This window comes from Citrobacter amalonaticus (assembly GCF_001559075.2).
Classification (GTDB): domain Bacteria; phylum Pseudomonadota; class Gammaproteobacteria; order Enterobacterales; family Enterobacteriaceae; genus Citrobacter_A; species Citrobacter_A amalonaticus_F.
This window is the reverse complement of the sequence record NZ_CP014015.2, coordinates 1,679,717-1,698,821: the sequence shown is the minus strand read 5'-3', so window position 1 is coordinate 1,698,821 and position 19,105 is coordinate 1,679,717. Positions and strand designations below refer to the sequence as shown.

At 52.0% G+C, this 19,105-nt stretch carries 16 protein-coding genes; 7 read left to right on the top strand and 9 right to left on the bottom strand.

Annotated features, from left to right (window positions below; genetic code table 11):
• Positions 1 to 33: 33 nt before the first annotated feature.
• From AL479_RS08135 to yihU, 8 genes are all read right to left on the bottom strand, one after another.
• The gene (locus AL479_RS08135; protein WP_061075726.1) at positions 34 to 1,452 is read right to left on the bottom strand and encodes an MFS transporter; all 1,419 of its coding nucleotides are present in this window, start codon (positions 1,450 to 1,452) and stop codon (positions 34 to 36) included.
• Positions 1,453 to 1,491: 39 nt separating this feature from the next.
• The gene (locus AL479_RS08130) at positions 1,492 to 2,880 is read right to left on the bottom strand and encodes an MFS transporter (protein ID WP_061075725.1); all 1,389 of its coding nucleotides are present in this window, start codon (positions 2,878 to 2,880) and stop codon (positions 1,492 to 1,494) included.
• Between the two features lie 45 nt (positions 2,881 to 2,925).
• A complete protein-coding gene (locus AL479_RS08125; RefSeq protein WP_061075724.1) occupies positions 2,926 to 4,962 on the bottom strand; it encodes an alpha-glucosidase in 2,037 nt (678 codons plus the stop codon).
• Between the two features lie 121 nt (positions 4,963 to 5,083).
• Entirely contained in the window at positions 5,084 to 5,959 is an 876-nt protein-coding gene (locus tag AL479_RS08120) for a sulfite exporter TauE/SafE family protein (protein ID WP_061075723.1), read from the bottom strand.
• A 91-nt stretch (positions 5,960 to 6,050) separates the two neighbouring features.
• On the bottom strand, positions 6,051 to 6,944 hold the full coding sequence (locus tag AL479_RS08115) for an aldose-1-epimerase (protein WP_061075722.1): 894 nt from the start codon (positions 6,942 to 6,944) through the stop codon (positions 6,051 to 6,053).
• An 86-nt stretch (positions 6,945 to 7,030) separates the two neighbouring features.
• Positions 7,031 to 8,272, bottom strand: a complete 1,242-nt coding sequence (gene yihS / locus AL479_RS08110) for a sulfoquinovose isomerase (protein ID WP_061075721.1) — start codon at positions 8,270 to 8,272, stop codon at positions 7,031 to 7,033.
• Between the two features lie 15 nt (positions 8,273 to 8,287).
• Positions 8,288 to 9,166 carry a sulfofructosephosphate aldolase gene (yihT, locus tag AL479_RS08105; RefSeq protein WP_061075720.1) on the bottom strand — a complete coding sequence of 293 codons (879 nt, stop codon included), beginning with the start codon at positions 9,164 to 9,166 and terminating at the stop codon, positions 8,288 to 8,290.
• Between the two features lie 20 nt (positions 9,167 to 9,186).
• Positions 9,187 to 10,077 carry a sulfolactaldehyde 3-reductase gene (yihU, locus tag AL479_RS08100; protein ID WP_061075719.1) on the bottom strand — a complete coding sequence of 297 codons (891 nt, stop codon included), beginning with the start codon at positions 10,075 to 10,077 and terminating at the stop codon, positions 9,187 to 9,189.
• 166 nt (positions 10,078 to 10,243) lie between these two features.
• Between yihU and AL479_RS08095 the strand changes: the two genes are divergently transcribed.
• From AL479_RS08095 to fabY, 7 genes are all read left to right on the top strand, one after another.
• The gene (locus AL479_RS08095; RefSeq protein WP_061075718.1) at positions 10,244 to 11,140 is read left to right on the top strand and encodes a sugar kinase; all 897 of its coding nucleotides are present in this window, start codon (positions 10,244 to 10,246) and stop codon (positions 11,138 to 11,140) included.
• 32 nt (positions 11,141 to 11,172) lie between these two features.
• On the top strand, positions 11,173 to 11,976 hold the full coding sequence (locus tag AL479_RS08090; protein WP_061075717.1) for a DeoR/GlpR family DNA-binding transcription regulator: 804 nt from the start codon (positions 11,173 to 11,175) through the stop codon (positions 11,974 to 11,976).
• Between the two features lie 432 nt (positions 11,977 to 12,408).
• Positions 12,409 to 15,024, top strand: coding sequence for an autotransporter outer membrane beta-barrel domain-containing protein (locus tag AL479_RS08085; protein ID WP_061075716.1), 2,616 nt, complete (start codon positions 12,409 to 12,411; stop codon positions 15,022 to 15,024).
• A gap of 142 nt (positions 15,025 to 15,166) precedes the next feature.
• Positions 15,167 to 15,766 carry a glucose-1-phosphatase gene (yihX, locus tag AL479_RS08080; protein WP_061075715.1) on the top strand — a complete coding sequence of 200 codons (600 nt, stop codon included), beginning with the start codon at positions 15,167 to 15,169 and terminating at the stop codon, positions 15,764 to 15,766.
• Positions 15,760 to 16,632 carry a virulence factor BrkB family protein gene (locus AL479_RS08075; RefSeq protein WP_044257165.1) on the top strand — a complete coding sequence of 291 codons (873 nt, stop codon included), beginning with the start codon at positions 15,760 to 15,762 and terminating at the stop codon, positions 16,630 to 16,632. Before yihX ends, AL479_RS08075 begins: the two co-directional genes overlap by 7 nt.
• Complete coding sequence (gene dtd, locus AL479_RS08070; RefSeq protein WP_061075714.1) at positions 16,629 to 17,066, top strand: D-aminoacyl-tRNA deacylase; 438 nt, start codon at positions 16,629 to 16,631, stop codon at positions 17,064 to 17,066. The genes AL479_RS08075 and dtd overlap by 4 nt, the downstream gene beginning before the upstream one ends.
• A gap of 44 nt (positions 17,067 to 17,110) precedes the next feature.
• Positions 17,111 to 18,052 carry a fatty acid biosynthesis protein FabY gene (gene fabY / locus AL479_RS08065; protein ID WP_042325456.1) on the top strand — a complete coding sequence of 314 codons (942 nt, stop codon included), beginning with the start codon at positions 17,111 to 17,113 and terminating at the stop codon, positions 18,050 to 18,052.
• A 14-nt stretch (positions 18,053 to 18,066) separates the two neighbouring features.
• Here the strand turns inward: fabY and AL479_RS08060 are convergent, their stop codons facing one another.
• On the bottom strand, positions 18,067 to 18,999 hold the full coding sequence (locus tag AL479_RS08060; RefSeq protein ID WP_061075713.1) for an alpha/beta hydrolase: 933 nt from the start codon (positions 18,997 to 18,999) through the stop codon (positions 18,067 to 18,069).
• Positions 19,000 to 19,105: the final 106 nt, after the last annotated feature.

Genomic DNA, 19,105 nt, shown 5'->3' with positions numbered 1-19,105 from the left:
ATCCATTAGGATGGAAATAGCGGCAAGTTTTATTTATAGATTTACAGTAGCGATGTTATTATCGTTATTAGTTACGTCAGAAATAGTGTTATTCTTTTTTCGTTGATTAATTTCCTCGATAATAAAAGCGAAGCGCGCTTCGTTGAGCTTATAAAAGAAACCCATAGTCAATGCGGCAATCATCGCCAGACCACAGGGCCAGAGAAAAATTAACTGGCGTAATCCCAGTAAGGTGGCATCACTTTGTGCGATGTTTGGGACATAGCCAATCTGGGTCAGCATAATACCGGGCAGGAACCCCGCCAGCGCAGCGGAAATCTTCCGCGAAAAAGTATATCCCGTGTAGACGGAACCTTCTGCGCGAATCCCCGTTTTCCATTCGCCGTAATCGACGGTATCCGGCACCAGTGCCCAGTTCAGGCTGTTAACGAAGGCGGTGCCGAAAAAGGCAATGCAGGAGAAGATGATAAAGGTGAAGGAACTGTCGCCCCAGAAATAATTCAGGATATCGCCAAGCGCCCATAACACCATACCGGCTAAGTACACCTGTTTTTTACCGAAGCATTTAACCGTCCAGGGGACAAGAATGACACCGATTAAAACACATCCCATGCTGAAGAATCCCATCCATGATAATAGATGCGGATCGTTCAGGACGTATTGTGTGTAATAGACCTGAATGGCTAATTTGATATTAAAGGCAGCCAGCGTACATAAGTTGGCGATACAGAGTACGAGCAGTGGCGGATTATGAAAAATGGCGAAGAACGACTTGAGGATACCCATCTTATGCTCTGATGAGACGGTTTCTCTGTAATGCTCCTTCACGCCTTTGAAGCACAGCATCATGAACCCAAATCCACAGACAGAAAAAATGAATGCGGCACAAGCATAGCCGAGGGCTGAAGAAGAAAAGAGCGATTGCAGAGGAATAAATGCCACCGTGCAAACTAATAGCCCCACGGTTGCGCCTCCCTGCCGGAAAGCAGCCAGTTGCGCCCGTTCGTTCGAGTTTTTGGTCATCGCAGGGATCATTGCACCATAAGAGCAGTTCATCAGGCTGTAGAAAAGGCCAAATAACATAAACAACCCTGTTGCGATGGCGGTTTTGATCGGCAGGCTAAATGTGGTGGTAATAAATTGTACCGTCGCAATAATCGCTGAAGGGATTGCCGCATACAGGATAAAGGGGCGGAATTTCCCCATCGGTCCAATATTTCTGCGTGAGTCAAGCAGAAATCCGGTGAGCATATCGGTGAATGCGGTAAAGAATTTTGCCACCAGAAAGATGATCCCACCGTAATAGGCGGGCATTCCCAACTCATCAGTATAAAATTTCAGCAGATATAATGTGCCGACGCTCAGCATGAGATTGGAGCCAATATCGCCCACGCCGTAGGCCAGTTTTTCTCGCAAACTCAGTTTCAGGGTTAGTGGATCTTGGTCAGACATAATCAATCCTCGTGAAGTCCCGCAAATTGCCACTCTTTCTCACACTGGAATAACGCGTTTACGGGCTTCGATTTCGCCAACGATACGGATATACATCTTTTCGTTGAGATCGTAGAAACAGCCCATCGCAATAACGGTGACGACTGCCAGCGCACAGGGATAAATAAAGATCAGTTGTCGCAGGCCCTCGACCGTTCCCGCCGATTGCACCACGTTTGGCACATAGCCTATTTGGGTCAGCATCCATCCCGGGAAGAAACCCGCCAGCGCTTGTGAGACTTTACGGAAGAAGGTGAAGCCAGTGTAGACCGTTCCTTCAGAACGTACGCCGGTACGCCATTCGCCGTATTCTACCGTATCGGAGACCAGCGCCCAGTTCAGGCTGTTTACAAACGCAGAGCCGAAGAACGCCAGGCATGAGAAGGCGACAAAACTGACCGATCCTCCGCCGAAGAAGTAGTTAAGCAGATCGCCTGCGACCCAAATCAGCAGTCCGCCGATATAGACCTTTTTCTTGCCAAAGCGGCGGACCATCCCCGGCATTAAAAAGACGCCGATGAAAATACATCCCATGCTGAAAAAGCCCATCCATGAAAGCAAAATCGGGTCGTTCAGCACGTACTGGGTGTAATAAACCTGGATCGCCAGCTTGACGTTAAATGCGCCGAGCGTACAGAGGTTGGCAATACACAGAATGAACAGTGGGCGGTTACCGGCGATGGCGCGAAATGACTGCAATAATCCGGGTTTCTGCGCCGCGTCGATGGGTTTCACTTCGACATAGCGCTCTTTTACCCCGGCATAGCACCACCACATGAAAAACAGTCCGAACAGAGAGAACAGCGTTGCGGCGAAGATATACCCTAGCTGCGAATTGCCTTCGATCAGGTTCATGACCGGCACAAAACCGACGGTACATAGCAATAGGCCAAGCGTCGCACCACCCTGCCGCCAGGCGGCGAGCGAGGCGCGTTCGTCCGGGTTTTTAGTGATGGCGGGCACCATTGCGCCATAGGAGCAGTTCATCATGCTGAAGAACAGCCCGTAGAGCATGAACAGGACAGTCGCCATTACCGTTTTGCCGGTAATTTCAAACGGTGTACCGACAAAGTTAGCGATAGCCAGCAGGGTCACCGGAAACGCAGCATACATAACGAAAGGGCGGAATTTACCTTTTGGACCGATTTTACGCCGTGAATCGAGCATAATACCGGTTCCCATATCGGTAAACGCGGTAAAAAACTTGGCAATAAGGAAAATAATGCCACCATATGTGCCCGGTAAACCGAGAACATCGGTATAAAACTTCAGTAAATAGAGCGTACCGATATCCAGAAGAATATTGGAACCTAAATCACCCATCCCGTAGGCGAGTTTTTCCTTAAAAGGCAAGCGTAGGGTTGCCGGATTGGTTATGTTTTGACTCATGATTATCCCTCATTTGCCCGTGAGTTTCCCCACGGGCGAGCCTTATTAGATGTGGCGTAAAGATGCAAACAGCGACGCCCACTCACTTTTCGCGCGATAAAAGACCGGCGGTTTACCCAGCGGCGCATCCAAGGTGATCTCGCCACCCCGATGGGTTTCACCAGTCCAGAGGTTCACCCAGTTATCCTCCGGCAGATACAGCGTCCAGTCGTTGCGACCCTGCTCATGTACCGGAGCGACCAGCAGATCCTGTCCCAGCAGGTATTGGTATTTCAGGGTGTAGGTGTGTGCATCGTCTTCGTAATGCAGGAATAGCGGACGCATGACTGGCAAGCCGGTTGCGGTGTTTTGTGCGACGGTTTGCTTGAGATACGGCTTCAGAGAGGTAAAGACAGTCGTCATTCTGGCGAAATGGGCAATGGTTTCGCCATCGCCGTCAAACTGCCAGTTATCGCCGGGACGGTTACCTTCGTGGGTACGCATCATCGGCGTGAAGGCGCTGAAATCACACCAGCGCAGCAGCAGCTCTTTGCTGCGTTTCATGTCAAACAGCGTGGTGTAACCACCGATGTCGCTGTGGTGCAGGCCGTGACCGGTCATGGCTAGCGAGAGCGCGGCGGGGACAACGGAAGCAAGGCCATCATCCAGACTCCAGTCCACGTTCTGATCGCCAGCCCACATCATGGTGGAATACTTTTGACTGCCGGTATAACCCGCACGCATGAAGAACAGGATTTCGCCAAGCTTGCCGGTTTCCTGAAGCGCCTCGTAGTTACATTTTGCCCACAGTGCAGGCCAGGCGTTATGCATGATCTCAGCACTGACGCCGTTATGCAGAACTGTGTCGGTCGGCAGATATTCGCCAAAGTCCGCCATCCAACCGCCGCAGCCGAGTTCGATCATGTTTTTCTTGATGACGCCTTTGAACCAGTCATAAGCCGCCGGGTTGGTCAAATCAACAACGCCACCGTAAAACTCACCAAATTCAACAAGGTAATCATTACCTGACATATCTTTTGCCAGATAGCCGTGCTTTGCCGCTTCGGCGCACAGGTCTTTATCGCTGGCGACATACGGGTTGATATATGAAAGGAATTTCACGCCTTCGGCATTCCACTGTTTGATACGGCTGTCCAGTTGTGGATAGTTGTCGCTGTTCCATTTCCAGTTCCACATCACGCGCTTACCGAATGAAGTCATGCGGATCCCGGACCAGTCCTGCGCCCAGATGCCGTTTACCTTCACGCCAGCACGGCGCATCGTATCCAGTTTTTTCTGGCAAACGTCGGTGCCGCCCTGAATGCCCAGTGTGACGCCATCATAAATCCAGTCTGGTAACTCGGGTTGACGACCTAACAGCGCGGTCAGTTTTTCCAGCAGCGCGATATAGGTGTCGGCGCATTCAATTCGCAGGGTGGTTTTATCCTCCCACAATGCCAGTTCGTGATAATCCGGCGCGCTGAAGTCAAAATTCATGTAGCAGCTATTATCAACGTGGCAGTAATACTTCTGCGTACTGACAAACGTAGGTTGCGGGAAGAAGGTCCAGTAGTAGTCCCCGCCGGCGTTCTCTTTGCAGTCGGCTTGCCAGGTGACGTAGCTGGTTTTATTACGGCCCACCCCCTGTTCGCTGGTCCATAACGGGAACGGTTTCCCGCGCAGGTCGAAGTAAGAGAACTGTTCGCCGCAGCCATAAACATGGTCGTCCGGGTTAGCAGCCAGTCTCAGCCAGATGCGGTTATGGTTGCGATCGTCGTTGTGCAGATCCAACTGCAGACGACCTGCTTCATCGACAGAGATATGCAGCGTCGCATTGACAGCATCACCACGGCTAAAGCGTACTTTCCAGCCATCGGTTGATTCGCTGACCGTGGCATCGGTCAGGGCAATTTTCTCGTTAAGCTTATCTTTAATGCTGAAGTTACCGCGAAACATATCGATATCGGCGACGCCAGCACCTACCCACAGACAGGGGGATTCTGTCGTATGGCGTAAGATCACGCGCTGCTGATAACGTAATGCAAAACCATCAATAATTTTTTCGACCTGAACAAACGATAAATGTCGGGTTTGCGTACTCATATAAAACTCTCCATGAAATAGGGAACGCGAGCACAGTAATGGATTATGGTTTGCTATTTTTCATTCGCTTTAAACCGTTACGCGCGACCATTAGGTAGCGCGTAAAAAAGATAATTCGTTATTATTGACCGGTATCCGCTTTACGGATCTCCGCTATTTTTTTACCCAGCAATAGCTGTAATACTGCCAGCAAGACAAAAGGTGGCAGGAGCGCAGTGAACGCGGAAATACCCATTGCCCCTTTTATTAACATGGCCCCAGAGGCAATCAACAATAAAAAAACCAGAACACGGAAGACTTTTACGGAAATACGTTTATGCACATACTGTCCAACCAGTGAACCGAGGATCATGGTAGGAATACAGAAAATGACCAGTTTAAAGGTTGAGATCGTCAATATCCCGCTGGTCGCCAGACCGCCAACCACGGCAATATTATTCGCCGTAAAGAACGCATTCAATGTACCGCGAAATGCCGCCGGGCCTAAATTACGCAACATGCCGTACATCACTACCGGTGGGCCGTTCGTCGAGAAGGCAGCACCCAATGCACCCGCGACAGCACCCAACGGCGCAGCAATCCAGCGGCGGTCGTAAACGGGCAGGCGAGGAATAAACATGCTGTAGAACGAGTAGAGGATCAGAAATCCACCCAATCCAATTTTCATGATGTGATCGGGCAGGTAAGACAGCGCATACAGGCCTACCGGGATCCCCAGAAATGAGAAGCCGATCAGCACCGCCGCCGAACGCCAGTCTGTCTCTTTGCGTGACAGCCAGGTGGCATAAATGGCCGTCGCCGTACCGACAATAACGGAAAGTGGGGTCGCCATTTTAACGGGCAGCATCAGAGTGATGAGCGGCATGGTGGTTAATCCGCCACCAAAACCTGCACATATCCCCACAAAGGTATAAAGAAACATTAATGCGATGACGGTATAGACAACCTGGTTATCTAACATCACGCCATCGGGAGTAAATAAAGTAAAGAAATCCATTGTCATTCCTTCATTATCAAATAAAGCTTCAAAATGTGACTCCGGATATTTTTAAGTCCGAAGAGATGAGCTTTTTGCATTAAATAAGTTATTACACTGCTGTTTTTTTGCCTCGAATATTAAAAAATAACTGATGTTGTTCTTGGGGCTTGAGTAATATTAAATCTGTCCCAGAGTTAAACGCATTGGGTGGACAACTCATGGGTTCGACAGCTAATCCCTGACGATCTAATTTTTCTCCACTGTAAACCTGTAACCACGGCTGATCGGAAAATAAACTGACGGACAGTGCCTGCTGTTGATGAATCATCTGCATTTCCCACGGGCTACCGTGTGTCCTGAAGGTATGATCAATTTTTTGATCGCCTACAGTACGCAAGGTGGAATAGTCCAAATCCATTTCTTCAACGGGATATAACGTCGTGGGGTTGGCCTTTGCATCGACAGCAAAAACCTGCTTTGCCGGAAGTCGCAGCATACAGTCATCAACAGGCGCTAAATTGCAGGTTAAATAGGGGTGGATCCCGACGCCGTAGGGTGCGGGTTGTTTACCACTATTTTTACTGATGATGGCAACAGAAAGCCCCATCTCCGCGTCCAGTGAGTAGATAACCTGAGACATCAACGAGAAGGGGTAACCATAACTGGGCGGTAAAAAAAGCGTCAAAGAGACCCTTGTCGCCGTCAACGCCTCAATCTGCCAGTCGCGCCAGGCAAGCAGACCATGAATGGCCGCCTGAGAACTGTGCTCATTGATCGGTAACTGATAGTCCCGCCCCTTATACTGGTAGCAGCCGTTGGAAATGCGATTAGGCCAAGGGATCAATACCTTGCCCAGATGAGCCAGTGGCATTTCTTCTGGATTGTGCGGTATGACCAGATGTTTGCCCTGCCAGGTCAGTTCGGCAAGACCTGCACCGACAGAAACAATCTGCGCCCGATAATCGCCCGCAACGAGTAAAATCGAATTCCCACTACTTTGCATACACGTCACCTGTCTATGAGAGCCCCTTCGTGAACAACGGTACAGGCAACGTTCGCATGTTGCTATGCCGTGTTTCTCAGACTGATTTATTTCGCATTAATGTCCAATAGGCCCGCCGCAACGGCAGGTGCCAGACCAGGTGCTAGCGGGATGCGCGGGATGACCAGACAATGCAACAGGTGATAAATATCCTGCTTGCCGTCCCATACCCGGGTTGTGACCTTGTTGTCAGCATCCAGCTCCTGCCACCATGAACCATTTTCGTAATCCATCAGGTACTTAATGCAGTATTCCCACCATGTCTGATACCAGGTTTCGTACTGACGATCGCCCGTTACCGTATACAGTGCATAGGCGGTGCCCATCGCTTCCACAATGGGCCAGCGCACACGTTCACGAACAATGGGCTTACCATCCCAGCCAACGGTGTACACGATACCGTCAGCGCCATCGGGTGCCCAGGCATCACGAATGGTGGCGTGGAAAAGACCTTTTGCGTCTTCCAGTAACCAGGCGGGCGGCTGCTCGCATCTTGCTTCTAACGCGGCGTGGATATGCAGCATCAGACGCCCCCACTCAATCCAGTGGCCAGGCGTGCCGCCATAGGCGCGGAAACGATGAGCGGGGTTGTCTTTGTTGTAATCGCGGACCGGGTTCCAGTTCACGTCGAAGTGCTCATTGACACGGTATTCCCCTTTGCGGGCGACATCGTGAATGATGACCGAGGCGATGCGGATCGCACGATCCAGCCATTTTTTGTCATGGGTGACGTCGTAAACAATCAGGAAGGCTTCAACGGCGTGCATATTGGCATTGCCGCCGCGATAGTCTTCGGTTTTGCTAAACGCTTCATCCCAGGATTCCAGACACATTTGCTCTTCTTCACTCCAGAAGTATTTCTCAATGACTTCAATGGTGTAATCGAGCAGTTTCCTGGCCTCAGGGTGTCCGGTGGTGACCGCGCTGGCAGCGCCCAGCAGCGCAAAAAAGTGTTGGTATCCCTGTTTGGAGGCATCTACCACGCCTTCGTCATTCACACAGGCGTACCAGCCGCCGTATTTTTTATCCCGTAGCGCGCCGTTCATAGCCTTGATGCCGTGATCAACCAGGCTGTAAGCGCCTGGTCTGCCCATCGCAGCGGCGACGGAATAGACGTGCAGCATACGGGCGGTGATCCACAGGTGCGTGCCCATCTCTTCTTTGATCTGTCCTTTGTTACCCAGCCAGCCGAATCCGGTCGGTACTGCCGCATTCTTACCAAAATTGAAGATGCGGTCGGTTTCTTGTTCCAGCCAGCGGTTGTGGCTCATTGTGTTAAACCATTTCATTCTTTGATCCTCGTATTAACGGCGGCGGGCCATCATTTCATCGACAATTTCACCTAAGCGTTGCAATTTAGGTGCAGAAACATCACGCAGCATCATCTCGCTGTCCGGCAGGCCAACCACCGATGACCAGACCGCACGACCGGCCAGGAAACCGGAAGCGCCAGCACTCATCGCGACGCTGACCGCGCGTGGAAACAGCTTTTCGTCAACGCCGGAAGAGAGAATGACCCACGGCATATTGATGTGTTCGTTCAGGTGCTGAGAGGCGCTGAGCAGGGCTTGTTGTGTGCCTTTACCATGCAGCGGCATTTCGACCTTGTAGAGATCGGCGCCGCTGTCGCCCAGCTCTTTAGCGGCATCGATAATTGCTTGTTCGCGATCGAATTTATCTCCGCGACGCGGCGGACGGACCACCGGTTCGATGATGCTCAACAGACCATGGCTATGGCACAACGCATTGAACTCTTTCACCATTTCAAGACGTTGTTGCGCGTCTTCATCACTACGCCAGAGCACCAGCAGCTTTAAGGCTTTCGCGCCATCCTGCTTTACGGCTTGCGGATTGATGCTTTTATCAATCACCACGCTGTCGACGGGAATGCCATTACCTGGGATGAAGGCGTCGGCGGCGACAATCATGGCGCAGCTTTTGGCAACTGCGTTTTGCTCTACCGCCTGGCGGTAGCAAAACTGTTGGTCAAGCAGGATCGCGGAGGCATACGGCGAGAGAATCTTTGCAGCATTGACTTTAAAATCCGTGAGATGCTGATCGGTGACCGGCATTGGCGTGCCTGCGGCGGCAAACATCAGGCGCATCGCTTCACGCTGGTCAACGGCCAGCATGGCGAAACCGCCGGAAGGTCGGGTGATATCTTTCAGGGTGTACGTGGTCATTCTTCAGTCCTTTTTACCTGTCAATGGTGGTTTTTCAGTCCGGCAGAAGTGCGAACCTGTTCAAGAATGGCGGTCCAGTCTTCCCGCCCACGGCCAGCGGCTCGCGCCTGGTTATAAACTTCTCTGGACGCCGCGCCGAGCGGCATAGGAACGTGCAGCTGGTTGGCGACATCCAGCGCGATGCCAAGATCTTTGTGGGCCAGGTCGATCATGAAGGCCGGGGAAAGATCGCCTTTCAGCACTTTGTTCGGCCACGAGGTGGTGAAGTGACCTTTACCTGCGGGTGTACCGCTCATGACCTGTAACGCCACATCGAAGGAGAGGCCCAGTGCTTCACACAGCACGGTGGCTTCGGCTGACAGGGCATTCAGCGCGATGCTCATATAGTTGTTAATCAATTTCACGCGGATCCCCATCCCGGGGCCTCCGGCGTTAATCAGTTCATTGCCCATTGCCATCAGTACCGGTGTGGCGCGCTCGACCTGGTCCGGTGTGCCGCCCGCCAGCAACAGCAATGTACCGGCAACGGCGTGGTCGGAGGTTCTCCCGACCGGTACATCCATCATGGAGAAACCTTTAGCGCGCAGGTCGGCGATCAGCTTGTCAGTCTGTAAGGGATGGATGGTTGACATATCGATCACCAGAGCTTGTGGGGAGAGGCTTTCACAAACACCGCCTTCACCCAATAACACGCTGTGTACCAGATCGCCGTTGGGCAGCATCGTGATGACAAACTCAGCGCCTTCTGCGGCCTGTGCTGGAGAGCGGGCTGGTTGTGCCCCTTTTTCGACCAGACGCTGTACGGCATCGGCGTTAACGTCAAAAACGCTGAGTTGGTGACCCTGCTTGAGTAAATTGCTCGCCATTGGGGCGCCCATCTGTCCTAATCCGATAAATGCGATTACTGCCATATCGTTCTCCTGAGAGGGTGGTGTCATTTTTTGTCACTTATGACCGGTTGTTTATGTCTGTTTTTGATCGTATTTGTAATTTATGGTCAAAAAATTGACAGCCGTCACTTTTTAAACATTTTGTGGAATTAAAATAATCTCATCCCGAAATGCTTAAGGAACGACCATGATTCGTATTGCTTGTGTAGGTATTACTGTGCTGGATCGCATCTATTATGTAGAAACGCTACCAACGGAGGGCGGTAAGTATGTGGCGAATCGTTATACCGAAGTGGGCGGCGGGCCTGCTGCGACAGCCGCAGTGGCTGCGGCAAGGTTGGGCGCTCAGGTGGACTTTATTGGCCGCGTGGGCGATGACGACACCGGAAAACACCTGCTGGCGGAGCTGGAATCCCTGGGGGTAAATACCCGCTACACCCGGTGCTATGCCGGAGCGAAGTCATCACAGTCCGCCATTATGGTCGACGCTCATGGGGAGCGGATTATCGTTAATTTCCCCAGCCCCGATCTGCTGATGGAGGCTGACTGGCTTAACGACATCGACTTTTCTCAGTGGGATGTGGTACTGGCGGACGTTCGCTGGCATGAAGGGGCAAAGCAGGCCTTTACGCTGGCGCGTCAGGCGGGCGTGAAGACGCTACTGGATGGCGATGTGACGCCGCAGGACATTAGTGAGCTGGTGGCTTTAAGCGATCATGCCGCGTTTTCGGCCCCGGGTCTGGCGCGCCTGACGGGCATCAATGAGACCGCCAAGGCGTTGAAACAATCACAAACGCTCACAAATGGACATGTCTACGTCACGCAAGGTAGCGAAGGGTGTTACTGGATAGAAAATGGCATGCTGCAACACCAGGCCGGTTTTGCGGTGGATGTGGTGGATACAACCGGGGCAGGCGATGTTTTCCACGGTGCACTGGCATTCAGTCTCGCGTCAGGAAGCGAACTGAAAGACGCGGTCAGATTCGCCAGTGGGGTGGCGGCGCTGAAGTGTACCCGACCCGGCGGGCGTGCAGGAATTCCTGACTGTGATCAAACCCGATCTTTTCTGTCACTTTTTGTATAAAATGCAGGGCAATGGTTTTTCGAGGAATTTTCATGAGTTTTACCGAACTGACCGGTAACCCACGGCATGATCAGTTGCTATCGCTCGTTGGTGAGCGTGGGTATATGAACATTGATGAACTGGCGGGTTTACTGGATGTCTCTACGCAGACGGTGCGCCGTGATATTCGTAAATTAAGCGAACAGGGGCTGATTACCCGTCATCACGGCGGTGCAGGCCGCGCATCCAGCGTGGTTAACACCGCTTTTGAGCAACGTGAAGTCTCGTGGACGCAAGAGAAGAAAGCCATCGCGGAAGCGGTGGCGGACTATATTCCAGATGGTTCAACGGTGTTCATTACCATTGGCACCACCGTGGAACAGGTGGCGCGGGCGTTATTGAACCACAATCATCTGCGCATCATCACCAATAGCCTTCGGGTTGCGCATATTCTCTATAACAATCCCCGCTTCGAAGTGATGGTCCCCGGTGGAACACTGCGGCCACATAACAGCGGTATTATTGGCCCTTCTGCGACCGCGTTCGTCGGCGATTTCCGTGCGGACTATCTCGTCACCAGCGTCGGGGCGATTGAAAGCGATGGCGCGATGTTAGAATTTGACGTCAATGAGGCCAGCGTGGTGAAGACGATGATGGCCCACGCAAGGCATATTCTGCTTGCTGCCGACCATACGAAATACCACGCCTCAGCGGCGGTTGAGATAGGCAATATCTCTTCCGTCACTGCACTGTTTACGGATGAGCTTCCCGGTCCGGCCCTCCATACGCTTCTCCAGTCTCATCAGGTTGAAATCGTCCAGGTTAGTCCGGACCAGGATGATGTCGTTTCTGCGTAACAAACTCCTTTTGAATAAACCGCCGTTCAGGCGGTTCTTATCACAAAAAATAAAAATAGTTAAACATCCTGGTATTACGTATAAAATTCCTAAAACCCGTATGGGTTATCAAAATGTGTTTTTAATACACATTGATTTATAAGCCTTTTTCACCTTCATTACGCATTCTTTTTATTCGTTGAAAAAACTCCCAGGAATAGTATTAATAAATGGATAGTCTTTTATTAATTTTCCTTTTTCGTCATTTCAAGCCCCGTTGACATAACATTTGAATAACTGTATTAATCGCGCAAAAGGAAAGATTTATAATTTTAAGGTAAGCGAATCTTTAAGGTTTTAAAGATGAACGGACCCGCTTTGCCTTTTAATTAATTTTTACTGCGTCTTTTATGCTCTTATCCGAAAAAAGAGTAGTACGGAAAAGGTATTCCTATGAAAACACAAAAAATGAAATGCAAACCACCCTCACCGGGGAAATTGGCACTCTGTATCGCCAGTGCGCTGGCGCTCGGAGGATTCAGCGGGCAAGTCGCTGCGGCATGCAGTTACACCACCACAGCACAGCTCTTTTGCGATAACACCACGATCTATCACTACGGCAATCCACTCGGTGGCGATGGCCGAGATTACACTGGATTTGATGAAGTGCGTATCGATACGACTTCAGAAGGTACTACCGCCGGGCTAACCGGTTGGGGCGTCTATATTGATAATATTGGCTATAAGTTTAAAAATCTTGTTATCAATACAACAGGCACTGCAGCAGATGGTATCCATTCTAAAAACGCAGGTGGTAAGCTGGTTGCTGATAATATTTACATTACAGCAACAGGCAGTAGCGCCGATGGTATCAACATCGGTCGCGAACTCCAGGCGGATTATTCAGTCGTTGAAGTCAATGGTAATGTGACTGTTGATGCTGAAAATGGAATGGGGTTACGTGCTAACGCATCGGCGAATAAAGACAATGCCCAGTCATCCATAATTATTCATGGGAATACGGATATTGTTACTCGTGGTCCCGGAGGCATGAATACAGGTTATGGTATTTATGCAGGTAGAGATCCTGCACAACTTACAGGAACTGCAAGAGGAAATGCGGATATTACGCTCAATGGCACGACGTCAGTCACGACGTCAGGTCGAAGTGCACATGCAGTGTATGTGGGGCGTAAAGGAACCATAAACCTGAATAACGTTGATTTAAAAACCTCTGGTGTCACTGCGCACGGCGTTTATGCGTCTTCATCTACTGAGTCCGCAACGGTGAACCTGGGTGGCGATACGAAAATTCAGGTGACTGACAGTGGCGCTTATGCCATTTACGCATATGGTTCGCAGGGCGTCATTCGTTCATGGGATTACGCTACCGATACGGCTGACTCAGGTGTGTACGACATTGAAGGCAATTTACGTGCTTATTATGGCGGCACCATGGATCTGCGTATGGAAGATGGAAGCCGCTTTGTAGGCAAAGCCGATTCTTCACAAGAGAATAGTAATGCAACCTACCACGGCTCGCTGGATTTGAGTATGAAGGGCGCCAGCAGCGAATGGACGATGACTGGCAATTCCGTGGTCTCTAACTTGACCCTGGATCAGGCGACGCTGCGCTACAGTCCTGACGGCGTGTCTCGCGATGATGCGGGAACGTTCAAGACGTTGACTGTGATAGGAAACTACATCGGGACCAACGCGTTGTTAGTGCTGAACACCGTACTGGAAGGTGACGGTTCATTAACTGACATGCTGAAAGTGAATGGTGATACCTCCGGTAATACCAAAGTGGGCATCAACAACATTGGTGGTGTCGGTGAACTGACTGTCGATGGGATTAAAATTGTCGAGGTTGCCGGCAACTCTGACGGTACCTTTACAAAATCAGGGCGTATCGTCGCCGGTGCGTATGACTATGATGTGGTGAAAAAAGCCAGTGACTGGTATCTGACCAGCGAACTGTCACCGGTGGATCCGCCGCCGCCCGTTGATCCAGAACCGGAGCCAGATCCCGATCCCGCGCAGCCAGACCCGGTTGATCCTCCAGGACCGCCAGCGCCAACCCCACCGCCTGTGGAGCACCAGTATCGCCCTGAATTTGGGAGCTATCTGGCGAACAACTATGCGGCTAATACCATGTTTATCACCCGTCTGCACGACCGTCTGGGTGAGACTCAGTACACCGACATGCTGACTGGCGAAGAAAAAGTCACCACCATGTGGATGCGTAACGTAGGTGGCCATAATCGCTTCACTGACGGCAGCGGACAGCTGAAAACCACCGCTAACCGTTATGTTCTGCAGTTAGGCGGCGATTTGGCGCAATGGAGCAGTGACGGCCTCGATCGCTGGCATCTGGGTGCCATGGCGGGTTATGCCAACCAGAAAAGTAAAACCCGTAACAGCTACACTGGCTATGCGTCTCGTGGTCAGGTAGATGGTTACAGCGTGGGTTTATATGCCACCTGGTATGCCAATGAAGCGGATAAGACCGGGACCTATCTGGATAGCTGGGTGCTGTATAACTGGTTTGATAACACCGTTAGCGGCGATCATCTGGCCAGCGAAAACTACAAATCCGACGGTATCACGGCGTCTGTTGAAGGCGGTTACAGCTTCCTGGTCGGGGAAAGTGAGAATAAAACCTACTGGATCCAACCGAAAGCACAGGTTATCTGGATGGACGTGCAGGCTGATTCACACCGCGAACACAACGGAACTCAGGTGAAAGACAAGACGGATGGTAACCTGATGACACGCCTTGGTGTCCGTGCTTACCTGAAAGGTCACGCGGAGAAAGATGCCGATAAAGGCCGCGATTTCCAACCGTTTATTGAAGCAAACTGGATCCACAATACCAATAATCAGACCGTACAGATGGGCTCCATCAAGGATGAAATCAGCGGGACACGTAACATTGGTGAACTGAAAGTGGGAGTCGAAGGGCAAATCAATCCTCGCCTGCAGGTGTGGGGTAACGTTGCGCAGCAGGTAGGCGACAACAGCTACAGCGATACCACCGCGATGTTCGGGGTGAAATACAGCTTCTGAGAAACCGATAAATATCACACCAGAACAAGGCGATGCCCTCAGGGCATCGCCTTTTTTTCCTTCATCTTTCCCTGACGGGCGCATAGTCAAAACGCCCCTTTCCCGCTACAGTTATTCATCCACGGCAAGTAAGGAGAGGGACATGCTCTATATCTTTGATTTAGGTAATGTGATTGTCGATATCGACTTCAACCGCGTATTAGGTACCTGGAGCGATCTGAGCCGTGTGCCGCTGGCATCGCTAAAGCAGAGCTTTACGATGGGTGAGGCCTTCCATCAGCACGAACGGGGAGAAATCACTGACGAAGCGTTTGCCGAGGCCCTTTGCCATGAGATGGATCTGTCGCTGAGCTACGAACAGTTTTCCCACGGCTGGCAGGCCGTTTTTGTCGCGCTGCGGCCTGAGGTTATCGATATCATGCAGAAACTGCGTGAGCAGGGGCATCGCGTGGTCGTCCTGTCGAACACCAACCGGCTGCATACGACGTTCTGGCCAGATGAATATCCAGAGATTCGCCAGGCGGCGGACCATATTTATTTGTCGCAGGATCTGGGGATGCGCAAGCCGGAGACGCGGATTTATCAGCATGTGTTACAGCAAGAGGGTTTTTCAGCGAGCGATACGGTCTTTTTTGACGACAACGTCGATAATATAGAAGGGGCCAACCAGTTGGGGATAACCAGCATTCTGGTGACCGATAAAACCGTCATCCCTGACTATTTCGCGAAGTTGTTATGCTAAAAACCGTGCATCAAAAAGCCAGGCATCATACCCGACCGATCTGGGCCTGGCTGAAGCTCCTCTGGAAGCGCATTGATGAGGACAATATGACGACCCTGGCAGGGAATCTTGCCTACGTCTCATTGCTCTCATTAGTGCCGCTGATCGCCGTTGTATTTGCGCTTTTCGCCGCTTTTCCGATGTTTTCCGATGTCAGCGTCCAGTTGCGACACTTTATTTTTGCCAACTTTATCCCGGCAACGGGCGATGTGATCCAACGTTATATTGAACAGTTTGTCGCCAACTCTAATAAAATGACGGCGGTGGGAGCCTGCGGGTTAATCGTCACCGCGCTGTTGTTGATGTATGCCATTGATAGCGCTCTGAATACTATCTGGCGCAGTACGCGCACGCGGCCAAAAGTGTACTCCTTTGCCGTGTACTGGATGATTTTGACGCTGGGACCATTGCTGGCAGGGGCCAGCCTGGCGATCAGTTCCTATCTTCTCTCATTACGCTGGGCCAGCGATCTCAATACGGTGATTGATGATGTGCTGCGCCTCTTTCCGCTGATCCTCTCCTGGCTCTCATTCTGGCTCCTCTACAGCGTGGTGCCGACCACGCGCGTACCGAATCGAGATGCGATTGTCGGCGCCTTTGTCGCCGCGGTACTGTTCGAGGCCGGAAAGAAAGGTTTCGCGCTTTATATCACCATGTTCCCGTCATATCAGCTTATTTACGGCGTGCTGGCGGTGGTACCCATTTTGTTTGTCTGGGTGTACTGGACGTGGTGTATCGTCTTGCTTGGCGCGGAAATAACTGTCACTCTCGGGGAATACCGCAAACTCAAACAAGCCGCAGAACAAGAAGAAGCAGACCAACCATGATTGCATTAATTCAGCGCGTAACCCGTGCCAGCGTCACCGTGGAGGACGAAGTGACGGGTGAAATTGGCTCAGGACTTTTAGTGTTGTTGGGTGTCGAAAAGGATGACGACGAGCAGAAAGCGAATCGCCTGTGTGAACGCGTGCTCGGCTACCGTATTTTTAGCGATGCCGAAGGCAAGATGAACCTGAACGTGCAACAGGCGGGCGGGAGCGTGCTGGTGGTTTCACAATTTACGCTGGCGGCGGATACCGAGCGCGGCATGCGCCCGGGGTTCTCTAAAGGGGCGACGCCGGAGCGGGCGGAGGCCCTGTACGACTATTTCGTCGAACGCTGCCGCCAGCAGGAAATGAACACGCAGACCGGTCGCTTCGCTGCGGATATGCAGGTTGCGCTGGTGAATGATGGCCCCGTGACGTTCTGGTTACAGGTATGAATCAGCTTCCGGCGTGGCCGCGGGTAACAAGAGAGAGTACAGCTATGTATCACCTTCGAGTACCGCAAACAGAAGAAGAATTAGAGCGTTACTATCAGTTTCGCTGGGAAATGCTGCGCAAGCCGCTGCATCAACCGAAGGGTTCCGAGCGTGATGCCTGGGACGCGATGGCGCACCACCAGATGGTGGTGGATGAAGAGGGCAATCTGGTTGCCGTCGGGCGGTTGTACATCAATGCCGATAATGAGGCTTCCATCCGTTTCATGGCTGTCGATCCCACCGTGCAGGAGAAGGGGCTGGGAACGCTGATGGCGATGACGCTGGAGTCCGTCGCGCGTCAGGAAGGGGTCAAACGAGTGACCTGTAGCGCGCGGGAAGACGCAGTCGAATTCTTCGCCAAGCTGGGGTTTGTCAATCAGGGCGAAATCACCACGCCGCAAACTACGCCAGTCCGCCACTTTTTGATGATCAAACCGGTTGCCTCGCTCGATGACATTTTGCATCGCGGCGACTGGTGCGGACAACTGCAGCAGGCGTGGTATGAGCACATCCCGCTGAGCGAGAAGATGGGTGTGCGCATTCAGCAGTACACCGGGCAAAAATTTATTACCACCATGCCGGAGACCGGCAATCAAAATCCGCATCACACGCTGTTTGCCGGGAGCCTGTTTTCGCTGGCTACACTGACCGGCTGGGGGCTCATCTGGCTGATGCTGCGCGAGCGCCATTTGGGGGGTACGATTATTCTCGCTGACGCCCATATCCGCTATAGCAAGCCTATCAGCGGCAGACCCGCCGCAGTTGCCGATCTCGGCTCGTTGAGCGGCGATCTCGACCGTCTGGCGCGTGGAAAAAAGGCGCGGGTTCAACTGCAGGTAGAACTGCTGGGCGATGACACACCGGGCGCTATTTTTGAAGGTATTTACATCGTCCTGCCCGCCCGACCGTTTGGCCCCTATGAAGAAGGCGGAAACGAGGAAGAGTAGGGGTTGCCCTCTCTTTATTCGATAACAGTTTCTGAGCGCTGAGTACATACACGCCAGGCAATATCCTGCATTGCGCTGCGTGCTGCATGGCTGACGCCGGCTAGCTGGAAAAACCCATGAATCACGCCGAGGTAGCGCTGGCAGGTGCAGTCGACGCGTTGCGCCGTCAGTCGGTGATACAAAAGTTCGCCTTCGTCGCGCAGCGGATCAAATTCAGCGGTGATGATGTGCGTGGGCGGTAAGTCGTTGAGATCATCTCGCCAGAGTGGGCTGGCTTCGGGATGCTGGCGATCTGTATGGGGCATATACATCTCATACCCGGTAAGCAAGGTGTCGCGGGTAATGATGTAGTCCAGACCGTTGCGGGTATAGCTCTCACACTTTGCGGTCGCGTCGAGCATCGGGTAGATCAGCACCAGTTGTGCGGGTAGCCATTGTTTTGCTGCCTTCAGGCGCAATGCCGTCACCAGCGCCAGGTGTCCGCCCGCACTGTCCCCGGCAAGCGTGATGTGCTGGCGTTCAACGCCAAGCTGCTCCGCATATTGCCAGATCAGGTTGGCCCCTTTTTCGGCATCGTCATGCGCCGCAGGAAACGTGTGTTCTGGCGCGAGGCGGTACTGTACGGCAATCACCCGGCAACCGCTGGTATACGCCAGTTGCCGCAACTGATTATCATGCGTGGCAAATCCGCCGCTCACGAAACAGCCGCCGTGGTAGTAAATAACGCAGGGCAGAGCGCCCGAAGCGTGGCGCGGCGATACGACGCGCAGCGTCATCCCCTCCAGCTCAACATCGCTGACTTCTACGCGCGTTTCGGTCTCTCCGGCCAGCACGGTACTGGCGATATAGCCCGCTCTCCGGTCATCAATATGTTGCCGTCGAGCAGAAGGGCGACCCGCTGCAATAAATTCCTCGACCAGTTGTGCGATACCGTTTTCAAGCACCATTTTCTTAATCCCTTAAATCTGTATGAATATACAGTGTTATAACCTGGTTTTTCATGAAAGAGAATGGTGGATTTGGGTCAGGGTGAAATTCTGGAAAGCGCCTCGC

What these genes read in the sequence shown, in the direction of transcription:
- AL479_RS08135 (WP_061075726.1), bottom strand. Translation starts at nt 1,452, where the DNA reads ATGTCTGACCAAGATCCACTAACCCTGAAACTGAGTTTGCGAGAAAAA.
- AL479_RS08130 (WP_061075725.1), bottom strand. Translation starts at nt 2,880, where the DNA reads ATGAGTCAAAACATAACCAATCCGGCAACCCTACGCTTGCCTTTTAAG.
- AL479_RS08125 (WP_061075724.1), bottom strand. Translation starts at nt 4,962, where the DNA reads ATGAGTACGCAAACCCGACATTTATCGTTTGTTCAGGTCGAAAAAATT.
- AL479_RS08120 (WP_061075723.1), bottom strand. Translation starts at nt 5,959, where the DNA reads ATGGATTTCTTTACTTTATTTACTCCCGATGGCGTGATGTTAGATAAC.
- AL479_RS08115 (WP_061075722.1), bottom strand. Translation starts at nt 6,944, where the DNA reads ATGCAAAGTAGTGGGAATTCGATTTTACTCGTTGCGGGCGATTATCGG.
- yihS (WP_061075721.1), bottom strand. Translation starts at nt 8,272, where the DNA reads ATGAAATGGTTTAACACAATGAGCCACAACCGCTGGCTGGAACAAGAA.
- yihT (WP_061075720.1), bottom strand. Translation starts at nt 9,166, where the DNA reads ATGACCACGTACACCCTGAAAGATATCACCCGACCTTCCGGCGGTTTC.
- yihU (WP_061075719.1), bottom strand. Translation starts at nt 10,077, where the DNA reads ATGGCAGTAATCGCATTTATCGGATTAGGACAGATGGGCGCCCCAATG.
- AL479_RS08095 (WP_061075718.1), top strand. Translation starts at nt 10,244, where the DNA reads ATGATTCGTATTGCTTGTGTAGGTATTACTGTGCTGGATCGCATCTAT.
- AL479_RS08090 (WP_061075717.1), top strand. Translation starts at nt 11,173, where the DNA reads ATGAGTTTTACCGAACTGACCGGTAACCCACGGCATGATCAGTTGCTA.
- AL479_RS08085 (WP_061075716.1), top strand. Translation starts at nt 12,409, where the DNA reads ATGAAAACACAAAAAATGAAATGCAAACCACCCTCACCGGGGAAATTG.
- yihX (WP_061075715.1), top strand. Translation starts at nt 15,167, where the DNA reads ATGCTCTATATCTTTGATTTAGGTAATGTGATTGTCGATATCGACTTC.
- AL479_RS08075 (WP_044257165.1), top strand. Translation starts at nt 15,760, where the DNA reads ATGCTAAAAACCGTGCATCAAAAAGCCAGGCATCATACCCGACCGATC.
- dtd (WP_061075714.1), top strand. Translation starts at nt 16,629, where the DNA reads ATGATTGCATTAATTCAGCGCGTAACCCGTGCCAGCGTCACCGTGGAG.
- fabY (WP_042325456.1), top strand. Translation starts at nt 17,111, where the DNA reads ATGTATCACCTTCGAGTACCGCAAACAGAAGAAGAATTAGAGCGTTAC.
- AL479_RS08060 (WP_061075713.1), bottom strand. Translation starts at nt 18,999, where the DNA reads ATGGTGCTTGAAAACGGTATCGCACAACTGGTCGAGGAATTTATTGCA.